Annotated in this window: 13 protein-coding genes; 7 read left to right on the plus strand and 6 right to left on the minus strand. The window is 71.7% G+C overall.

Annotated elements, in window-relative coordinates; genetic code table 11:
- Positions 1-10: 10 nt before the first annotated feature.
- The 5 genes from FGW31_RS05340 to FGW31_RS05360 all read left to right on the plus strand — a co-directional run bounded on the left by FGW31_RS05340 (position 11) and on the right by FGW31_RS05360 (position 3,920).
- Positions 11-622 (plus strand): VOC family protein, encoded by a 612-nt coding sequence (locus FGW31_RS05340; protein WP_233288521.1) that lies wholly within the window; start codon positions 11-13, stop codon positions 620-622.
- 17 nt (positions 623-639) lie between these two features.
- A complete protein-coding gene (locus tag FGW31_RS05345) occupies positions 640-1,524 on the plus strand; it encodes a TIGR03619 family F420-dependent LLM class oxidoreductase (protein ID WP_182674473.1) in 885 nt (294 codons plus the stop codon).
- A gap of 28 nt (positions 1,525-1,552) precedes the next feature.
- Complete coding sequence (locus tag FGW31_RS05350; protein ID WP_142192169.1) at positions 1,553-2,329, plus strand: SDR family NAD(P)-dependent oxidoreductase; 777 nt, start codon at positions 1,553-1,555, stop codon at positions 2,327-2,329.
- A gap of 42 nt (positions 2,330-2,371) precedes the next feature.
- A complete protein-coding gene (locus FGW31_RS05355; RefSeq protein ID WP_142192170.1) occupies positions 2,372-3,025 on the plus strand; it encodes an HAD family hydrolase in 654 nt (217 codons plus the stop codon).
- 295 nt (positions 3,026-3,320) lie between these two features.
- Positions 3,321-3,920: a dihydrofolate reductase family protein gene (locus tag FGW31_RS05360; RefSeq protein ID WP_142192171.1), complete on the plus strand. Its 600-nt coding sequence runs from the start codon at positions 3,321-3,323 to the stop codon at positions 3,918-3,920.
- Positions 3,921-4,114: 194 nt separating this feature from the next.
- On the opposite strand, the gene FGW31_RS05365 is transcribed toward FGW31_RS05360, so the two are convergent.
- The 6 genes from FGW31_RS05365 to FGW31_RS05390 all read right to left on the minus strand — a co-directional run bounded on the left by FGW31_RS05365 (position 4,115) and on the right by FGW31_RS05390 (position 13,738).
- Positions 4,115-7,207: an amidohydrolase family protein gene (locus tag FGW31_RS05365; RefSeq protein ID WP_220450336.1), complete on the minus strand. Its 3,093-nt coding sequence runs from the start codon at positions 7,205-7,207 to the stop codon at positions 4,115-4,117.
- Positions 7,208-7,922: 715 nt separating this feature from the next.
- On the minus strand, positions 7,923-9,458 hold the full coding sequence (locus FGW31_RS05370; RefSeq protein ID WP_142192172.1) for a glycoside hydrolase family 43 protein: 1,536 nt from the start codon (positions 9,456-9,458) through the stop codon (positions 7,923-7,925).
- 141 nt (positions 9,459-9,599) lie between these two features.
- Positions 9,600-11,024: a non-reducing end alpha-L-arabinofuranosidase family hydrolase gene (locus FGW31_RS05375; protein WP_142192173.1), complete on the minus strand. Its 1,425-nt coding sequence runs from the start codon at positions 11,022-11,024 to the stop codon at positions 9,600-9,602.
- A gap of 391 nt (positions 11,025-11,415) precedes the next feature.
- Entirely contained in the window at positions 11,416-12,141 is a 726-nt protein-coding gene (locus FGW31_RS05380) for a DUF6766 family protein (protein ID WP_142192174.1), read from the minus strand.
- Between the two features lie 87 nt (positions 12,142-12,228).
- On the minus strand, positions 12,229-12,633 hold the full coding sequence (locus FGW31_RS05385; RefSeq protein WP_142192175.1) for a hypothetical protein: 405 nt from the start codon (positions 12,631-12,633) through the stop codon (positions 12,229-12,231).
- 388 nt (positions 12,634-13,021) lie between these two features.
- Positions 13,022-13,738 carry a TetR/AcrR family transcriptional regulator gene (locus FGW31_RS05390; RefSeq protein ID WP_142192176.1) on the minus strand — a complete coding sequence of 239 codons (717 nt, stop codon included), beginning with the start codon at positions 13,736-13,738 and terminating at the stop codon, positions 13,022-13,024.
- A gap of 186 nt (positions 13,739-13,924) precedes the next feature.
- Here FGW31_RS05390 and FGW31_RS05395 point away from each other — a divergent pair, with 186 nt between their 5' ends.
- Together FGW31_RS05395 and FGW31_RS05400 are read left to right on the plus strand one after the other, a co-directional pair.
- A complete protein-coding gene (locus tag FGW31_RS05395; RefSeq protein ID WP_142192365.1) occupies positions 13,925-15,574 on the plus strand; it encodes a CocE/NonD family hydrolase in 1,650 nt (549 codons plus the stop codon).
- A gap of 298 nt (positions 15,575-15,872) precedes the next feature.
- A complete protein-coding gene (locus FGW31_RS05400; protein ID WP_185907419.1) occupies positions 15,873-16,226 on the plus strand; it encodes a hypothetical protein in 354 nt (117 codons plus the stop codon).
- Positions 16,227-16,326: the final 100 nt, after the last annotated feature.

Consider the following 16,326-nt stretch of genomic DNA (forward strand, 5'->3'; position numbering starts at 1 on the left):
GAGAATCCCCGTGCAGGATTCCCACGCTCCCGCCGCCCCACCCACCGGCTCTGCCGGGGACCTCGCCCAGCCGGTGAGCCCGGCGAGGGGCATCCCCACCGCGACCAACGTCGACCACATCGCTTACACCGTGCCCGACCTGGACGAGGCGGTGCGCTTCTTCGTCGACGTCCTCGGAGCCGAACTGCTCTACCAGGAGGAGACCGTCCAGTCGGACGACGAGTGGATGGCGGAGGCGCTCAACGTCCATCCCCGGGCGACCGCCGACATCGCGATGCTCCGGCTGGGGCCGGTCACGAACATCGAGCTGTTCCAGTACTCGGCCCCCGACCAGATCCGTCGTATGCCGCGCAACAGCGACTACGGCGGGCACCACATCGCCTTCTACGTGCGGGACATCGACGCCGCCGCCGACTACCTGCGCCGTCAGCCCGGTGTGCGGCTGCTCGGGGAACCTCGGACGGTCCCGCACGGGCCCATCGCGGGCGACCGCTGGCTGTACTTCCTCACACCGTGGGGGATGCAGATGGAGTTGATCAGCCTGCCTTCCCGGCTCCCCTACGAGGCCACGACCCCACATCGCCGGTTCGGCCCCTGCGCGGCATGGGCCGAAGGCCGATGAGGAAGGGCGTCCCGGACATGAAGATCGGTATCTCCCTGCCGACGGCATCACGCGAGGCCTTCAGCCCGGGCCTGGCGTCTGCGGCGCAACACGCGGAGGAGGAGGGCGCCGCATCCCTGTGGGTCAATGACCACCTGGCCATGGTCGCAGGCGCTCGGTCGTCGTATCCGTACAGTGCCGACGGGCACATCACCTGGGACGTCAGCGAGCCTCAGCTGGAGGCATTCGCCTCCCTCGCCCATGTCGCCGCCGTCACCACCACCGCCCGCCTGGGCACGGCCGTACTGGTGCTGCCGCAGCGTCACCCCGTCGAGGTGGCCAAGGCCGTGGCGACCATAGACGTCCTGTCAGGAGGGCGGCTGACGCTCGGGGTCGGCGCCGGCTGGCTCGCCGAGGAGATGCACGCACTCGGCTACAGCTTCGAGCAACGTACGTCACGAATGGAGGAGTGCATCCGGCTGCTGCGAGCCTGCTGGACGGGGAGAGTCGACGGATTCGACGGCCGGCACTTCACGACACCGCCTGGCTTGGTCATGGAACCCCGGCCCTTGCAGGAGCCCGGTCCGCCGGTCCTCGTGGGCGGTGCGAGCGCCGCGGCGAGGAGGCGGGCAGCGCGGGTGGGTGACGGCTGGCTGCCGGTCACGGACGCCGACGCTTCCTCGGTGACCGCCTTCCAGCCCCGTCTGGCGGAGATCACCGAGCTGCGGAAGACGTACTCGCGGTCGGGTCCGTTCACCAGCATCCTCAAGATCAACTGTTCGCGCGCATCGGACGCCGAGGTGGTGGCCGCCGCGGTCGCCGCGCGACAGGCCGGGTTCGACGAGGCCGTACTCGACCTTCCCTGGTCGGTTCCGGAACGTGCGCTGCGGTGCCTGCGGCACGCTGTGAAGGCCGTCTCTTGAGCACGCCCACTGTGGACAAGGAGGGGACATGCACCGCTTTTCCGGCATGAAGTGTGTGGTCACCGGGGGAACTCGGGGCATCGGCGAGGCGATCGGCCGCCGGCTGGTCTCGGAAGGAGCCACGGTCGTCGTGACGGGGAGGACCGAGGAGTCCGCACTCAGCACGGCGCAGGCGCTGTCCGAGGAGGGGCCGGGAAAGGCCTACGGCCTGGGGTTCGACATGGGCTCCGTCGAGGAGGTGAGCGCCGCCGCACCCCGTATCGAGGAGCTGCTCGGTGAGGTCGACGTGCTGGTGAACAATGCGGGCATCGCGACGCTCCACCGTTTCCTCGATGTGCCGGTGGCGGACCTCGACGACGTCCTGGCCGTCAACGTCCGCGGCCCTTTCCTGTTGTCCCAGCACATCGCCGGGGGCATGGCAGGCCGTGGCGGCGCCGTCATCAACATCTCGAGCCAGGCCGGCCACCAGGGGCAGGCCTTGGTCTCCCACTACGCCACGTCCAAGGCAGCGCTCATCGGACTCACCAAGTGCATGGCACTCGAGCTGGCGCCGCACGTCCGCGTGAACGCGGTGTGCCCGGGCATCATCGAAACGGAGATGATCGAACGCGACTTCTCGCGGCAGGCGGAACTGCTGGGAGTCACCGCGGACGACGTACGGCAGCGGACTCTGGCCGCGATTCCTCTCGGGCGCTTCCAGGAGGCATCGGCGGTGGCCGACGCGGTGGCCTTCCTGGCCTCGCCCGAGGCCACGGAGATCACAGGTCAGATCATCCATGTCAACGGCGGCATGACCACCTCCTGACGCGGACGCCATCACGCGCCTTGCCGGAAAGGACACTGCCAGATGCGGGAACCCCTCCCTGACCGGAGTCCGTCCGCCGTCGTGTGGGACATGGACGGCACGCTCATCGACTCCTCGTCGGCGGTGCCGGACGCGTTCATCGAGACGGTCACGGCACTGGGAGGGGCCGTGCACAGCCGCGCGGAGGTCGTCGCTCTCTACTCGCTCGGACCACCGCGCGCCATGCTGAGCCGCATGCTGGAGCGTCCGTGCCGCGACGAGGAAGTGGATCTCTACCACGAGATCCTCGCCCGGTGTGCCGCACGGGTGACCACCTGCCCGGGAGTGGAGGCCGCGCTCGACCGGCTCCGACACCTCGTGCCCATGGCCGTCTTCACCGGGGCCAGCCGGCGCGCCGCCGACATCCTGCTGAGCGCCGCCGGGCTGCGGGACCACTTCCCGGTCGTCGTCGGAGGCGACGAGATCGAACGGCCCAAACCCGACCCCCAAGGCATCCAGCGCGCCTGCTCCCTCCTCCGAGTGCCCACCGGAGCATGTGTGTACGTCGGGGACGCGCCCACCGACCTGGAAGCGGCCCGGCGTGCGGGCGCGCTCGCGGCGGCGGCCGGATGGGGACACCTCTATGACGCATCGGCGCGGGCAGACCTCGTGCTGGACACACCGGACGACCTCGCCGCGCGTCTTCTCACGGCCTGAGTGCCCGTGATGTCACTGTCGCGGGCGGATCGATCCGGGCCTTGCACCCGCACAGCTGGGGCGAGCATCTCGAGGTCTCCAGGCGCCTGTCCTGTGCGGCGGACCGGCAGCGTTGGTCACCGGAGTGCTGCGAGCAGCGCAGTCGTGCAGGGCTCCAGGCCCTTCGAAGCAGTGCCGCTCCGCCACCTGATCGGCTGCAGCGTCATGGGTGTTCTCGTCACTGAACAGCGCGGCCGATGAGTTTACGGCTCCGGGCCGGTCCAAACTCGTGACACCCCAGGAAAGGACCACCGCCATGTCGGAGCTTCTCGTCGACTTCATCACGTCCCTCGACGGCTACGCGTCGGGAGAGGGATGGCCCGGGTTCTGGGGTCTCGAGGGCCCGGAGTACCTCGCATGGCTCGGCGAGCAGCCCGAGGCCACCTACCTGATGGGAGCGAACACCTACCGTCTGATGTCGGGCTTCGCCGCAGGAGAGGTCCCGAAGGGCCAGGACGAGTTCCGGCCCGAAGAAGAGGCGTCCGTCGACGAGCTCACGCGAGCGTCCAAGGTGGTGTTCTCCTCCTCGCTCGAGGAGCCACTGACGTGGGCCAACTCCACGCTCGTCCGCGACGACGCCGTCGAGGCGGTCCGCGCCATGAAGTCGGGTGGCTCGGGGCTCCTCAGCACGATCGGCAGCCTCAGCCTGTGCCGGTCCCTGCTGCGAGCCGGACTCGTCGACCGCTTCCGGGTCGTGATGTTCCCGGTGATCACCGGGGCCACGGGCAAGGAACGCATCTACGACGGCTATCCGGACGTCGCCCTCGAGATGACCGGGCACCGCACCTTCGACGGCCGCATCCAGCTGGTCGAGTACAAGCCCCGCGTGCTCGAGCACCCGCCGCTCGGGCACTAGCGCACCGGAACGCCGCAGCGCGGTGTGCGGTACCCGACGGTCAGCAGGTTCCCCGGTGAGATGCTCGTCGAGGAGCGACGCATGCCCCACCGGCCCACGCACCGACCGGCGTTGAGGGACAGCCGCGCGGCCCGCCGCCCCGACCCTGCGTCGGGCCGCGCGGCGACGCGTCCCGGCGGGACGCGCGGCATTCCTCACCCGCTGCAGCAGGCGTGCCGTGCCGTCTCCACGTACTGGTGGCCGTGCCACCAGAACTTCCGGTTCGCCGGGTGGTCGGGGACGGGAGGCAGCACGCTGCTGCCGGCCGTCTTCCGGGAGTCGGCCGGCGGCGTCTCGGAGAACGGCTGCAGCAGGGATTCGACGGTGTGCGCGATGCCCGACACGAGCACCTGTGCGACGTTGGCGGCGTCCTTGATGTCGGTGAGGGGATCACCGTCGACGACGGCGAGGTCGGCGTACATGCCGGGTGCGATGCGGCCGAGGTCCTCGTGCAGTGTCTCGCCCGCCAGGCTCGTCGCGGTCACCAGCGCCTCGTAGGGGGTGAAGCCGTAGGTGACCATCGCGCGCAGGTTCATGTGCAGGCTGACTGCCGCGTGGTCGATCGGGGCGTCGGTGCCGAGGACGATCCGGCCGCCCCTGCGGAAGATGTCGAGGGCCTGCCGGACCTGCGCCCGGAGGTTCGCGCGCCGCGCCGTCTGGTCGGTCCGGGCCGCCGCGTCGGCGCTCTCCCGGAGGGCGGCCATCCGCCACGGCGGGTTCAGTGTCCGCACCCGGTGGTCCTCGACCAGGGACCTGTCCTCCCGGTACAGGGTGGTCGAGCCGAAGAGGGTCGGTGTCCGGGCCATGTCCGACGCCACGAAGAGGTCCGTGATGTCGGAGTAGCCCGTTCCGAGCGGTGTCACGGTGCGCGAGTAGCCGAAGCGGTTCGTCGCCCCGGTGTGTTCCATCGCGTCACCGCCGAACGCCATGGCCGGGTAGTGGTAGTGCGAGGTGACGGGGATCCCGGCGTCGTGCGCGAAGGCGACGACCCGCTTGTGCCACATGACCGGCAGCCGGACGTAGCACTTCATGAGGTCGTACTCCAGGCTCTTCGCGCGCTCCAGTTCCAGCTTCAGCTGGGCGTCGGTGAAGGTGGGGCGCATGAAGTTGTAGTAGATGCGCGGCCCGTCGATCGCCTCGCCCGTCGCGAAGTACCGGGGCCCGATCCGGGCGCCGGAACGGGTCGCCTCACGCTCCTCGACCATGTGGTAGGCGGGGCTTCCCGGAGACCTCGTGGTGGTCACGCCCAGGGAGAGCCAGAGCCGGCCCTGGCGGTCGCCGTAGGCGTAGCCCTGCATCTCCCGGTGGTGGTGCATGTCGATGAGCCCGGGCATCACCAACCGGTCGCGCGCGTCGATGCGTTGGCCCGCCCGGCGGTCGTCGTGCGGCTCCACGGACCTGATCCGGTGCCCTTCGACGACGATGTCGACGTCGCGCCGGATCTCCCGGCGGACGCCGTCCCACATCCGGCCCGCGTGGACCACGGTGCGCGCCGGCGGCCGGACGGCGGTCCACGTCAGCGGCACGGCGACGGTGCGGGGCCGCCCGCCGTCCGCCGGGACGAGGCGCAGCCTGCCGTTGTTGAGGTACAGCAGATGCCTGGAGTCGCCGCTCCATGACGGTGCGTCGGTCACTTCGCCGGTGATCTGCCGGGGCTCACCGACCGGCGTTCCGTCCTCGGCGACGTCCACGGTGTACAGGACGCTGGCGACCGCGAACGCCATGCGTCTGCCGTCCGGGGACCAGACCGGTCCGTCGTCTCCCCGGGTCTGGATCGAGCGGCCGGCCACGGCCTCCACGTATCTGCCCTGCCCGGTGGTCCGGTCGACGAGCAGGATCTGGCTGAGTCCTTCGCGGAATCTCGCCGAGTACGGTTTCACTGCTGCCAGGGCGATCGTCCGGCCGTCGGGGGACCAGGTGGGTCTGCCGGGCTCGAACGTCGCGGTGAAGACGCGGCGTACGTCACCGCTCGCCACGTCGGCGGTCCACAGCGCGCCGTCCTGGTCCAGGAAGGCGATCTCCTTGCCGTCGGGCGACCACGCCGCCGACACCGCGGCCCTGGTGCCGAGGTCGGTCAGTTGCCGGTCGCGGCCCGTGTCGAGGTCTCTGATCCACAGGTCGAGCGTGCCGCCGCGGTCCGTCGAGTACGCCAGCCGCTTCCCGTCGGGCGACCAGGCGGGATCGCACGTCCACCAGTGGTCACGGGTCAACGGCTGCGGCGCACGGCCGATCCGCATGACGTAGATGTCGTTGAGCGCGCGGAAGGCGATGTGCTCGCCGTCGGGGGACAGCACCGGGCTGCCGATGCCGCGCACCGGCCGCGGGCCGGTGCTCTCGAAGTCGGAGCGGCGCCTGGTGTACCTCGGCCGTCGGGTTGTGACGGCGGCGGAGAAGCCGATGGTCCGGGTGCCGCTGCCGGTGAGCGACCGCACGTGGATGCGGCCGTCCGCGGTGTAGAGAAAGCGCTCGCCGTCGAGCCACGACACCCTGAACGGGAACGTCTCCTGGTCGTCCACGAGGGGCGTGTCACCCCTCATGAGGTGGCAGCGCCCGTCGTAGGTCAGGTGGTGGACCAGGCCGGTGCCGTCCGGGGTCCACTCCGGCTGGTGGATCACCTGGCCGGCGGGCACGGTGACATGGGTGCTGCGCCGGCCGGTGGTGCGGTCCACGACGTCGATACGGGTGTTGTCCACGACGAAGGCCACCCGGTTGCCGTCCGGCGACCAGGCCGGCTCGTACTCCTGACCGGGGCCGTCGGTGAGTGCGCCGACCCGTCCGCTGTCGACGTCGTACGTGTGGACCGCGTAACTGCCCGACGCGTCGCCCGAGAAGAGGATCGTGTGCCCGTCCGGTGACCAGCGGGGCTCGCGGTGGTCGTAGGGGCCCTCGGTCAACTGGCGCAGCCCGCTGCCGTCGGGCCGTACGGTCCAGAGGTCGAAGACTCCGTCTCTGTAGGACTGGAAGACCAGCCGGCTGCTGTCCGGCGACCAGTCGGGCTGCGCGATGTCGAACAGGTCGCTGGTCAGCCGCCGCGCCTGCCCGCCCGACGCCGGCATGACCCACAGGACCCCCAGCAGGTCGAGGGCGATCCACCGGCCGTCGGGCGAGATGCGTGCCGCGAAGGTGGTGCCCGTGCCCAGCCGCAGGTCGCCGTCGGTGCGGGTGCCGGCCGCGACGGCGCTCGGCCCGGCCAGCGAGGTCATCGCCACCGCGGCGCCGGCGCCCGCCAGGAACCCGCGGCGGGACACCGGCGACGTCCCCGCCCGTCGTCCGGTCTCGGCTTCGTCCGGTGATGTCGCAGAATCCGCTACGTTCACAGCACATCCCTTCAGCCGTGCGGGGCGCCCGCCGCCGGGCGCCTCCGCTCATGAGTTGCTGTGCCCGGCGGAGGGTTTACCCGAATTCCGGGCGTGGTGTCACTCGGCACGCCTGCCGGTACGGGCCCGGCCTCGGGATGGGGGTATGAGGGTGGGCGGCCTGCTGACGGACGGTGCGGGCGGTGGTCGGCAGGGCGCCTCTTCCCGAGCGGACGCGAACACCGCTCACGTGGGCGGTGGGTGGCTGGGCGTCGGCGTTCAGGCCGGTGGTGGGTGGCGGAGCGTCGGCGTTCAGGACGGGCGGTGGGTCGCGGAGCGTCGGCGTTCAGTTCGGTGGTGGGTGGCGGAGCGTCGGCGTTCAGGACGGGCGGTGGGTCGCGGCGCGTCGGCGTTCAGGACGGGCGGTGGGTTCGCGGCGCGTCGGCGTTCAGGACGGGCGGTGGCGCCTCGCGCGAACAGTTCACGGGCGCGCTCCCGTCCCGGGCGCGCTCCCGGCGGTGCGACGGCTGACCGCCATCCGGGAGACCGTCGGTAGCGTCCGGAAGGGGCGCGGTGGAGGGCGACGCACGCGTCCTGGCCGCGGCCGACGGGCCTGCGGCATCCACGTCATGTCCCGGGGATGCCGCGGGCGGCCGCGCGCCGGGCGTCAGGCGGGAGGCGCCGGGACCGGGGCGTACTCGAACCAGTCGAAGGCCACCGTGCCCTCGGTGGCGTACATGCCGATCACGCGGCCGGTGAAGCCGCAGGCGACCTCGGTGGACAGGTAGCGGCCGTCCAGTTCGGCGAGCGGCCGGGCGGCCGGGGCGTCGGGGTCGCCGATCCAGAAGGCGACGGTGTCGGGGCCGGTGGTCCCGCCGTCGGTGAGTTCGGGCGAAGCGGGCACGAGATCGGACGTCCGGATGGTGACGGTGAGGGTCAGCGGCCCGGACGGGACGGGTCGGGCGGCCACGGTCTGGCGCAGCGGACCGATCCGGGCGACGACGGCGGCCTCGCCGTTGCCGACCTCCAGTTCGTAGTGGTGGGCCTCGTCCAGGCGTACGCAGAGCCCGCCGCGTCCCGTACCGGGGTCGATCTCGGCGGTGGCGCGGCAGTCGTGGTGCTGCTGGCGGCGGCCGACGAAGGTGTATCCGGGGCGGTCGAGGGTGGGGCCGGTGGCGCGGAGGACCAGCCGGCCGGGGCGCTCGGTGAGCGACCAGGAGCCCGCCGGGCGGGCGAACGGTGAGATCCAGTGCGGCGCGAGAGCGGAGTCGTCGAAGTCGTCGCGGGCGGGCGGGGCCGGAACGGGGTGCCAGGCGCCGCCCGGGGCGGCGTGGCTCTCGGGAACGGGCCCGATCCGGGGCCAGCCGTCCGCGTCCCACTCCACGGGGGTCAGGAACGTCTCGCGGCCGAGCACGTGCACGTCCGGTGTGAAGCCGCGCGGCCGGACGCCGAGCAGCACCGTCCACCAGCTGCCGTCGGGCGCCTCCACCAGGTCGGCGTGGCCGGTGTTCTGGATGGAGCGGGGGGTACCGCTGTGGGACAGCAGGGGGTTGGCGGGTGCGCCCTCCCAGGGGCCGCGCGGCGAGCGGCCGCGGGCGACGGACACACTGTGGCCGCGTTCCGTGCCGCCTTCCGCGATCAGCAGGTACCACCAGTCGCCGATGCGGTAGAGGTGCGGCGCCTCCGGGTACTTCAGGCCGCTGCCCGACCAGGTGGCGAAGGGCCCCTCCAGCACCTCGCCCCCGACCGGGTCGATCCTGGCCGTGTTGATGCCGCCCGCGGGCCCGGAGAAGGCGCACCAGCAGGTGCCGTCCTCCTCCCACGCCAGATCGGGGTCGATGCCGTGCAGGTCGATCCAGACGGGGTCGCTCCACGGCCCTTCGGGACGCTCGGCGGAGACGACGAAGTTGCCGCCGCCGTCGATGTTGGTGTTGATGACCCAGTAACGGCCGTCGTGGTGACGGATCGTGGGGGCGTACAGGCCGCCGGACGCCTTGGCGCCGGGGAGGGGCAGCGGCAGCTGCCCGGGCCGGTCGAGCACGTTGCCGATCTGCTCCCAGTGGACGAGGTCCTTGCTGTGGAAGATCGGCAGCCCGGGGAAGTACTCGAAGCTGGAGCACACCAGGTAGTAGTCGTCACCGACCCGGCACACGCTCGGATCGGGGTGGAACCCGCTGATCACAGGGTTGTCGTACGTGGGCATGGAAGCGTGTTCCCTTCGAGTCCCCGGGTTACGCGGCGCGAGTCCCAAGGTGCGGATCCTCGGCACGGCGTCTCGGCCCGGGTGGAGCGAGGGGACCCCAGCCGGTGCACGGCCGGGGTCCGTCGAGGTGGTGGGTGTCGGTCAGCGCCGCAGGGTCAGGAGCCCCGGCCGCCACGGCAGTTGGTTGTAGTCGCCGCCCGCCGTCGGGGACTTGCCCTGGTAGAGGAAATGCAGGTTGCAGGGGTCGATGGTCATGGTCTGGTCGGGGTTGTTGCGGACCAGGTCACCGTGGCTGATGTCGTTGGTCCAGGTGGCACCGCTGTTGGCCTTGCCCGCGAAGGGGTTGCTCTCGCTCGCGGCCTGCGGGGTCCACGAACCGCTCAGGCTGGAGGCCGTGAAGGAGCGGAAGTAGCGCCCGTTCGCGCCCATCGCCTCGACGATCATGAGGTACTGGTTCTGGCCCTGGACCTTGTAGACCTGTACGCCCTCGAACAGGTTGGCCTTCGTGTCGCTCATGATCGTCGTGTACGACGAGCCGAAGTTGCCCGGGAAGTTCCCGATCGGCATGCTCGCCCGGTAGATCTTGCCGTTGTCGCCGGCGAAGAACAGGTACATGTTCTGGCCGTCGGCGATCAGGGTCTGGTCGATCGGCCCGGTGTCCGAGCCGGAGATGCTCCCGGTGAACAGCGGCTGCGGAGCGGACCAGCCGTTGGGGTTGGTGGGGTCGCTCGACGTGCGGTAGATGAACGGCCACGAGCCCCACTGGTACGCCAGCACCCAGATGTTCTTGGGCGCGAAGTAGAACAGCGTGGGCGCCACCGCGGCCTGGTTCATCCCGGTCTGGCCGGCCGACGCCATGTCCGACCAGTTCGTGAAGGGACTGAACATCATCGATCCGTACGACGATCCCGACACGTTCGACGCGTAGACCAGGTGCTTGCCGTTGTGCGTCACGGTGGTGAAGTCCTTCACCGAGACCCACCCGTGCGCCGGCTGCGCCAGCACACCCGTCGACGTCCACCGGTACGTCGACGGAAGGGAACACGCGCCGTCCGTCGGTGGCGTCCCCGGCAGGCCGGTCCACTTCTGGTTGCTGCCGCCGTTGCACGTGCCGATCTGCACCGCTGTGCCGTTGGCCGTACGGGCGCCCGCGACCTCCAGGCACAGCCCGGACTCCACGCCGACGACCGTGCCGTCGGAGTTCACCCGCCACTGCTGGTTCGCTCCGCCGGAACAGGTCCAGATCTGCACCCGGGTACCGGCCGCGGTGGAGTGGCCCGGGACATCGAGGCACTTGCTGCCGTACACGGTCAGTTGGCCGGTGTCCGTCGACGTCCACTGCTGGTTGCTCCCGCCCCAGCAGTCGTAGATCTGCACGAGCGTGCCGTCGGCCTGGGCGGCACCCGGCACGTCGAGGCACCGGTCCGAACCGACGCCGCGCAGGGCGCCGCTGGTGGCCGCCTGAGCCGGGTTGGCGACGAGCGCCGCCGCCAACGCGACCAGGGCCGTGACCGCGGCGGCGAGCACCACGGACAGACGTCCGCGGCCGAAACTTCGTCTACGCATGGGGACCTCGTCATCCTCGAGTTGCGGCCGGCCTCGTCAGAGGCGGGCGGTCTGGACTGTCGTGGTGGTGCGGTTCCTGGCGGTCCGTGGGCACCGGGCCGGCCGGATCCCGTCCGGCCGGCCGGCACGACGAGCAGGAATGACGGAATGACGTGGGCATGACAGCCGGTTCTGCCCGTCGCGGCGGGTGCGGCACGGAGGCGGCCTCCTTGCTGTACGAGTGGAGCACCTTCGACATGTTCGCAATGTCGAACGGATGTCGAAGTTCCGATCGCTTGGATGATTAGGGACCGGACGGGCGGCGTCAATACATCTCGCATGATTCGTGGGTGACTTCGAAACATTCGTCGATGTCCGGCAGGGAACGCCGCAGGTCAACCCATCATGGCCTTCAACCCTCGACGCCGGTCGCGGAGTGGGAGGCGCCGACGGGCTTTGACTCCGGCGATCCGCGTTGCCTCAGGTAGATGGCCAGAACGGCCATGGAGGCGACGGCCAGCAGCTCGGACTGCCAGTTCTGCAGGGTACGGCTCCAGAAGTCCGCGGAGGAAAGATACGCGGACCAGGACACGGGCGCCTGGAGTTGGCGCAGTTGCTGTTCGTTGTAGGCGGCCACGCCCGTGACGGACTGGGCCAGGAACGACAGCAGGAAGATGGTTCCCATGACCAGGCCCAGCGAGCGGGAGTAGACCGCCGTGCGCCACCCCGTGGCTGCGGCCCAGCGCGGGGAGTCGTCGGCTGCGTGTTCGCCGACCATCTGGTCCTGGTCCGACTCGATGCCGGCCCTGCCGAGTTCCTTGGACTCCGGCGAGCCACGCTGCAGCAGGTAGACGGTGCCGAAGATGTAGAGGAAGAACTGCAGGTACTCCGACTGCCAGTTCTCCATGACGTCGACGCCGAAGTCCGACGTGGTCAGGTAGGCGCCGAAGCCGATGGGCTCCAGGCCGTCGGCGACGAGCTGGTTGTTGAACTCCGCGTGCCCCGCCACCGCCTGCCCCGACAACGCGAGCAGGAACGCCGTGACGAAGAACAGGCCCAGACTGTTGTGGCGCAGGAACAGCCGGACACGGCGCCCGATCGGAGCGGTGCCCTCGCGTGTCTCCGGGGCGGCGCTCATCGGTGCATCAGCCCCAACGCCGTGAAGTACACCAAGCCGGCGGCGATCAGCAGGAGCGTCCCCGTGAACATCGTTCTCATGGCCCGGTCACCCGCTTTTGATCTCGCACTGGTAGGGCTGCTGGGGACGTGGCCGACATCCGGCGGCGGTCACCTTCCACCCGTCGGTGAACCGCGCCAGGAAGACCGTGTCGTGCTCCAGCACCACGCGGGCCTGGCCGCCGTACACGTCCACGCTCCGCACGGCACCGGCCCGCGGGAGGCCCTGCTCGCCGATCGCCCGCTCGCACCGGGTCTTCGCCGCCTGCTCCAACTCCTCCCTGGTGGACGGCGCGAGAGCCGCGCACAGCTGCGCAGGCTGCCCGGCGTCCAGAGCCCGCTCGAAGCGTGTGACGTCCTCGGTGACACGGCCGCGCCGCTCGGACGGCGTACCGCACGAGCTCACGGTGACGAGCACCGCCAGCGCCGCGACGGACGCCGTGCGGCCACTCATCGCCGACACTGTGCCGGCCGGTGACCGAGTGCGCCGCCGGTTCCGGTCACCTGGTCGTCGTCCGTCCGCGGACCGACCGGATTGCCGCCTCGCTCCGCCATGTCGCCACGCCTCGCTTTCCGGCCGGTACCGACGCTGGACCGGAGTCGTCTCGTACGTCCAGCACAGAGGGCCACCGGCCGGTCCGGTCCGCCCTCTCCGGTTCCCCGGCGAGACCCGCCGTAACGGTCCGGCAGCAGGTACATCGTGTCCACAGTTGCAGCGCGGCGCATGTGGGCCGTCACACAGCCGCACCCACCGCACCCCGTGCCGCCGGCCGGCGCCACGGCGGGGCCGGCGCGGGCGCAGGGCGCCTGGGTCGAGGTGTCCGGGGGCGGGTGGTGTCCGGTCAGTCGGTGTCGAGGCCGTCGATCAGGCGGTTGAGGAAGCGGGTGAAGGTGGCGTCGGGGGTGAGGGGGCGTCCGGGGGCGGACAGGGCTTCGGCCAGTTCCGGGTGGCGGCCGTCGGCGGCGACGGCCGCCAGGTAGCGGGCCTCGGCCGCGGCGCGCTCCGGGGAGCGGGAGGCCGCGCTCTGCGCGAGTTCGTGGGCGACGTGTCCGGCGACGAACGCGGTGAGCTGGGCGAAGACCTCCAGCTTGGCCGCGCCGTCCAGTCCGGTGGGCCGCAGGGCGGCGAGCGCGTGTTCGAGGAAGGCCAGCGTGCGGGGGCCCGGGACGCGGCGGGTGGACAGGGCGGCGGGCAGCCAGGGGTGGCGCAGCATGTGGGCGCGCTGGAGGTGGGCGACGGTCTTCAGGTCGGCACGCCAGTCGCCGCTGAGCGGATCGGTGATCTCCAGTTCGGCGCTGACGTGGTCGACCATCAGCTCCAGCAGCGTCTCCTTGTCGGGGGTGTAGCTGTAGAGCGACATGACGCCGGCCCCGACCTCGGCGGCCACCCGCCGCATGGTGACCGCTTCCAGGCCTTCGGCGTCCGCGAGGGCGACGGCCGCCGCGGTGATCGCCTCCCGGCTGAACGAGGGCCTGCGGCCCCTGCGGGGCTTCGCGGGGCGCAGCCAGAGCTGTTCGGGGTCGACGCCCGCGGCGCCGGACCGTGCGTCGTCGGACACGGTTGCGTGCTCCTTCCCCGGGTTTGCCTGGCGGCCCTTGCCGGGGCCATCCAAGCATCCTCTATTCTCGTACACCGTACGGAAATGAAGGATGGAGGGGGAACGATGCCATCACGCACGCCCGACGCCGGGGCCGGACCCGACCGGATGCGACCGGCCGGCAGGCCGCCGCTGTCCGCCCGTCTGATGAGGGCGACCTGGCGGGGGCTTCCGGCGAGACGACATGCCGTGGGACGGGAAGCCGGACTGGTGGTGCCGGCCGCCGACGGCAGCCCTTTGATCACCGACCACTACTTCCCGCGCACCCGGGGCGACTTCCCGACCCTCCTGGTCCGCTCGCCCTACGGCCGGGGCCTGCCCTGGGCACCCATGTACGGGCTGCTCTTCGCCGAACAGGGCTTCCACGTCGTGCTGCAGAGCTGCCGCGGCACCGGCGGTTCGGGCGGTGCGTTCGACCTGTGGCGCAACGAGGCCGCCGACGGCCTGGCCACGGTGGCGTGGCTGCGCGGGCGACCCTGGTTCGACGGCACCCTCGGGACCGTCGGCCCCAGTTACCTGGGTTACGTGCAATGGGCCCTCGCCGCGGATCCGCCGCCGGAACTGAAGGCGATGGTGGTCCAGGTGGGCCTGCACGATCCGTACGCCCTGTTCCACGCGGACGGCGTGCCGCGTCTGGAGAACGCCCTTGCCGTCGGCGTGGGCATGACCTACCAGCACCAGGGCCTGGTCCCCTCGGTGCGGGCCGCCCTGCGCCTGCGGCGGCGCCTGCGCACGGCCACCACCGCCCTGCCGCTGCGCGGGGCGTACGCGTCCGCCCTCGGGACGGAACCGCCCTGGCTGGCCGACGTGCTGGCCCACCCCGACGCCGAGGACCCCTACTGGCGCGGCGCCTCCTCGGCGGGAGCGGCGGAGCGGCTGCGCGTGCCCACCGCCCTCATCACCGGATGGCACGACACGCTGGCCGACCAGACCTTCGAGCAGTACGGCCGACTGCGCCGGGCCGGCTGCCCGGCCTCGCTGCTCGTCGGACCCTGGACCCACACCTCCGCCCTGCAGCAGGGGTGGCCCGAGGTGTTCGCCGAGAGCCTCGCGTGGCTGCGCGCCCACCTGTGCGCCGACCCCTCCGGCCTGCGCCCCACACCGGTGCGCGTGCACCTCGGCGGCGCGAACGCCTGGCGGGACCTCGCCGACTGGCCGCCGGCCCGGACCACCGCCTCGTGGTACCCGCTGCCGGACGGCCGGCTCACCCGGCAGACCCCCACGGACTCCACGCCCGTGACGGCGTTCCGTTACGACCCGGCCGACCCCACCCCGTCCCTCGGCGGCCCCCTGCTCTCCGGCACCGCCGGTGCCCGGGACAACAGTGTCCTGGAGGCCAGGGACGACGTCCTGACGTTCACCGGCCCTCCGCTGACCGAGCCCCTGGACGTGCTCGGCCCGGTCGCGGCACGGCTGAGCGTCTCCACGGACACCGGGCACGCCCACGTCTTCACCCGTTTGTGCGACGTGGACGCGCAGGGCCGCTCGGTCAACGTCTGCGACGGCCTGAGCAGTCTCCGGACGACCGGAGGGACGGCCGCCCAGGTCACCGTACCGATGGGCACCACCGCCCATCGCTTCGCCGTCGGTCACCGCATCCGCTGGCAGATCAGCGGGGGCGCCCATCCGCGTTTCGCCCGCAATCCCGGCACCGGGGAGCCGCCGCTCGACGCCACCGCCCTCACGCCGACGCACATCACCCTCCACACGGACTCGACCCTGTGCCTCCCCCACGGCTCCCGACCCGCCCTGCTCCCCGCCCCTCCCCCGCACGACCGCCCCGCACACGGCCGTTGACCTGCCGCACAGTCCGCGGGCGGAGGTGTCCCGTGCCCGCCGCCCGCCGTCCCGTGCACCACCCGCACCGTCCTCGGCACCACCCGCCGTCCTCGGCACCACCCGCCGTCCTCGGCACCACCCGCCGTCCTCGGCACCACCCGCCGTCCTCGGCATCACCCGCACCGTCCCCGGCGGCTCCCGCCGTCCCCGGCGGCCGGGCACTGTCAGTGGTGGCTGCCACCCTCGGGCGCACATGCACCGGCAGTTCCACGCGCTGCGGGCGAACCCGAGGGACGGCGGGTCAGTCCATCTCCCGGTGGCGCGGGACGGTGCGCAGGAGTACGCCTTCACGTACGCGGACGGAGAGGTCCGGCACTGCGGGGACGTACCGGGGGCGCTGGAGCCGAGCCGCTTCTTCGGTGACGGGCGGAACGTCGCAGATGCGGAACGTCCGCTGCTGGAGGCGGTGGCCCGGGAGTTCGGCGCCGGACTGCCGCGTCACGCGATCACCAGCGGGCGGCTGCTCACGTTCACCACCCGCTCCTGGACGCGGCCGCCGGGAGACGGGGAGACGTACGCGGTGATCCGGAAGCAGTGGCACCGCGGAACGGCGTGGGACCGCGGGACGGCCCGGGGCGAGGGGACGGTGCGAGGCGACGCGCCGCCGTGAGGCGCGTGTCGCTGGGCCACTGGGGTGAGAGTCCACGGGACCGGCGCCGTACCGGGCAGGAATCCGCGCATCCGTATCGGGGCACCCGGCAGACGCACTG

This window comes from Streptomyces calvus, from assembly GCF_006782915.1.
Classification (GTDB): domain Bacteria; phylum Actinomycetota; class Actinomycetes; order Streptomycetales; family Streptomycetaceae; genus Streptomyces; species Streptomyces calvus.

Coding starts and splice junctions, on each gene's coding strand:
- FGW31_RS05350 (WP_142192169.1), top strand. CDS start 1,553: ATGCACCGCTTTTCCGGCATGAAGTGTGTGGTCACCGGGGGAACTCGG.
- FGW31_RS05360 (WP_142192171.1), top strand. CDS start 3,321: ATGTCGGAGCTTCTCGTCGACTTCATCACGTCCCTCGACGGCTACGCG.
- FGW31_RS05385 (WP_142192175.1), bottom strand. CDS start 12,633: ATGAGTGGCCGCACGGCGTCCGTCGCGGCGCTGGCGGTGCTCGTCACC.
- FGW31_RS05395 (WP_142192365.1), top strand. CDS start 13,925: ATGAGGGCGACCTGGCGGGGGCTTCCGGCGAGACGACATGCCGTGGGA.
- FGW31_RS05345 (WP_182674473.1), top strand. CDS start 640: ATGAAGATCGGTATCTCCCTGCCGACGGCATCACGCGAGGCCTTCAGC.
- FGW31_RS05375 (WP_142192173.1), bottom strand. CDS start 11,024: ATGCGTAGACGAAGTTTCGGCCGCGGACGTCTGTCCGTGGTGCTCGCC.
- FGW31_RS05380 (WP_142192174.1), bottom strand. CDS start 12,141: ATGAGCGCCGCCCCGGAGACACGCGAGGGCACCGCTCCGATCGGGCGC.
- FGW31_RS05355 (WP_142192170.1), top strand. CDS start 2,372: ATGCGGGAACCCCTCCCTGACCGGAGTCCGTCCGCCGTCGTGTGGGAC.
- FGW31_RS05370 (WP_142192172.1), bottom strand. CDS start 9,458: ATGCCCACGTACGACAACCCTGTGATCAGCGGGTTCCACCCCGATCCG.